Origin of the sequence: Rhizobium sp. CF142, from assembly GCF_000281145.1 — a bacterium.
Classification (GTDB): Bacteria; Pseudomonadota; Alphaproteobacteria; order Rhizobiales; family Rhizobiaceae; genus Rhizobium.
The window spans coordinates 1-2,343 of record NZ_AJWE01000147.1; the positions used below are offsets into that span (position 1 = coordinate 1).

Sequence of the window (2,343 nt, forward strand, 5' to 3'; positions counted from 1 at the left end):
CACCCATCCCTTCGGCGGCGCCTTGAACCGGTCAATCGGCTGGAGCGCCCGAAGTCGTTCATCGAGCCGAAGGCGTCCCCTTTTTCGACTGTCGCTCTTCATCCTGAGCGGCGCGGCCGCTTTGTCAAAACATAAGTTGCCGACGAAAACGGTGCGATGTCGCGGAGGAATTCCTGGTGTTGTCGCGCCTGTTGGCCACGTCGGTCACGCCAGCGGAATTCAAGCCATACCAAAATGGAGGATTCCGGGTCCCGTCGCTTCGGATAGGTTCTGGGCTTCGAGTCCGGAAACCGATAGGGTCCAATGATCAGGACGGATGCTTCAAACTCGTTTGGAAAATCAAAAATGGTTCGACCGGTCCGTGCAATCATCATTGTAGTGCTCGTGTTGCTTGTCGCCTTTGCATCGGCCTGGTCGTCGCTCGCGCTTTGGTACCGCTTGCCGTTGCCCGAGGTCGGCAGGCAAGCCAGCGCCATCTTGTTCGGGCTATTTGGCGTCTGGATCATCGTGGCTCTCTTTGGCAGAAGGCGCTTTCGTGCAGTCCTCGCGTTTGCGTCCGCGTTCGTCCTTGTCCTCGTCTGGTGGAGCGCGATCAAACCGCCGGCAAATGGCGCGTGGGCTCCGGACGTCGCTCGTCAAGTCACCGGCGAATTCGACGGTGATCTGTTGACGCTGACAAATGTCCGCGATTTCCAGTGGCGCAGCGCCACCGACTTTACGGAACGATGGACGACGCGCAGTTACGACCTGAACAAGCTGAAGAGCGTCGACATGTTCATGTCGTATTGGTCAGGTCCGACCATCGCGCATGTCATCATGAGCTTCGGCTTCGACGACGGCCGCTATCTGGCGTGGTCTATCGAAGTGCGTCGCCTTTCTGGAGGTTCGTTCTCACCGCTGGCAGACCTCTTCAAAAACAGTCCTCTGGTCATCCTCGCCGCAGACGAAAGGGATGTTATCGGCCTCCGCTCCAATTTTCGCGGCGAGGACGTCCAGATCTACCATCTGAGGGCGACGCCGGCGGCTGCGAGACTTCTTCTGCGCGAGTATGTCTCCGACGCAAACGCACTCGCGGCCACGCCCGTCTTCTACAATTCGCTGACGACCAACTGCACGACGACCATCGTCAAGATGATGCGCGTCGCAGGCGACACCGTGCCGACGGACTGGCGCCTCGTCGTCAACGGATACCTGCCGGAATACGCCTATGACCGGGGCGCGCTGGATACCTCGATTCCCCTGTCGCAACTGCGGTCGGTCGCACACATCGCTGCAAGGGCGCACGACGACGGTGTTTCGCCGAATTTCTCGCGGGCCATTCGCGTCGGTGTCCCGTCACCGCAGGATGCGTTGTGAATCTTCGCCGAAGCGTTTGAGCAAGTAAAACGGCTAGGCGGGCAACACAATGCCTCCGGGGACTAGATTGGCCCCCGCCGGGCTTTTCGTATTCGGCTCAGCACCACGGGCGTTCTTATCGCACGGCGTGGATACCCCGGTGGTGGTTTGCCTTGCGTGGAAGTCCAGCGGATCGCATATAGACCTAGCAACCTGATGCAAACATCGCGGCTTGGCTGTGATCGGCGGTTAGAATCCATTCAAGGGCGGTCATCGGTGGAACGTGCCGTCTCGAAGAAACGAAAGGGCTTGCGCCCACATGACTTTGTTCGATGGAATGAATGTGTGATTGGCCGCGATTGCGATATGGTCGGCAGCTCCGGCAAGTCGCGTGCTTTCGACAGTTACCTTACCGTCGTTGGTGATTTGATAGCCAATGATCCATGATGAGACGGGATCGATGGTTCGGGTTCCGGCGATGATGCCCAGTTCGAAATCCACCGGACTGAATATATGGGCGAACGTGCTCTGATCGGTGACGAGCTGCTGGCCGGCAGGGCCGAAAGCTGTTTTATACAGCGGCACCTTCTTCAAGAAATCTGCGACCTGACTGCCATTATTTGGAGTGCCGATCATCACCACCCGCCCGAGATTTGATGGCCGATAGTTCTTCAACATGGCCCTGATGACCAACCCACCCATGGAATGTCCGACCAGGTGAAGACGGCCTTCTCCGTTGCTCTCAGCCGCATCTTCTACCTCCTCAGCAACGATCTCCGCCAGCCGTTCGATGGGGTAGCGGGTCGAAGGGTAGTCAACGTTGCGCGTCATGTAGCCCTGGGCCTGCAGGTAGTTTTCAAATTTGCGCATGGAAGCGCTGGTCCTCCTGATGCCGTGGAGAAGAACAACGGTATCGGTCATGTCAAATGCCGTCTCTCGGTCAAAAGGAAATCAGGGGTTTCCGGGAAGCCGGATCTGCTTCGTGGCTGGCGTGAACTCGTGGTTGGC

3 protein-coding genes and 1 pseudogene are annotated in these 2,343 nt (G+C 58.1%); 1 reads left to right on the plus strand and 3 read right to left on the minus strand.

Features of this window, described 5'->3' with window-relative positions; translation table 11 throughout:
- Positions 1-102, minus strand: a pseudogene (locus tag PMI11_RS38330) (transcriptional regulator); the annotation flags it as partial.
- Entirely contained in the window at positions 99-506 is a 408-nt protein-coding gene (locus tag PMI11_RS38335; RefSeq protein ID WP_244430770.1) for a hypothetical protein, read from the minus strand. The gene PMI11_RS38335 and the pseudogene PMI11_RS38330, both read right to left, overlap by 4 nt.
- On the opposite strand from PMI11_RS38335, the gene PMI11_RS35880 reads away from it, so the two are divergent.
- Positions 388-1,356 carry an Lnb N-terminal periplasmic domain-containing protein gene (locus PMI11_RS35880; RefSeq protein WP_244430766.1) on the plus strand — a complete coding sequence of 323 codons (969 nt, stop codon included), beginning with the start codon at positions 388-390 and terminating at the stop codon, positions 1,354-1,356. The genes PMI11_RS38335 and PMI11_RS35880 overlap by 119 nt on opposite strands.
- A gap of 249 nt (positions 1,357-1,605) precedes the next feature.
- On the opposite strand, the gene PMI11_RS35885 is transcribed toward PMI11_RS35880, so the two are convergent.
- Complete coding sequence (locus PMI11_RS35885; protein WP_037072751.1) at positions 1,606-2,256, minus strand: alpha/beta fold hydrolase; 651 nt, start codon at positions 2,254-2,256, stop codon at positions 1,606-1,608.
- Positions 2,257-2,343: the final 87 nt, after the last annotated feature.

Bases quoted from the DNA above. Each gene is read 5' to 3' on its own strand.
- PMI11_RS38335 (WP_244430770.1), bottom strand. From the start codon at position 506: ATGATCCAGACGCCAAATAGCCCGAACAAGATGGCGCTGGCTTGCCTG.
- PMI11_RS35885 (WP_037072751.1), bottom strand. From the start codon at position 2,256: ATGACCGATACCGTTGTTCTTCTCCACGGCATCAGGAGGACCAGCGCT.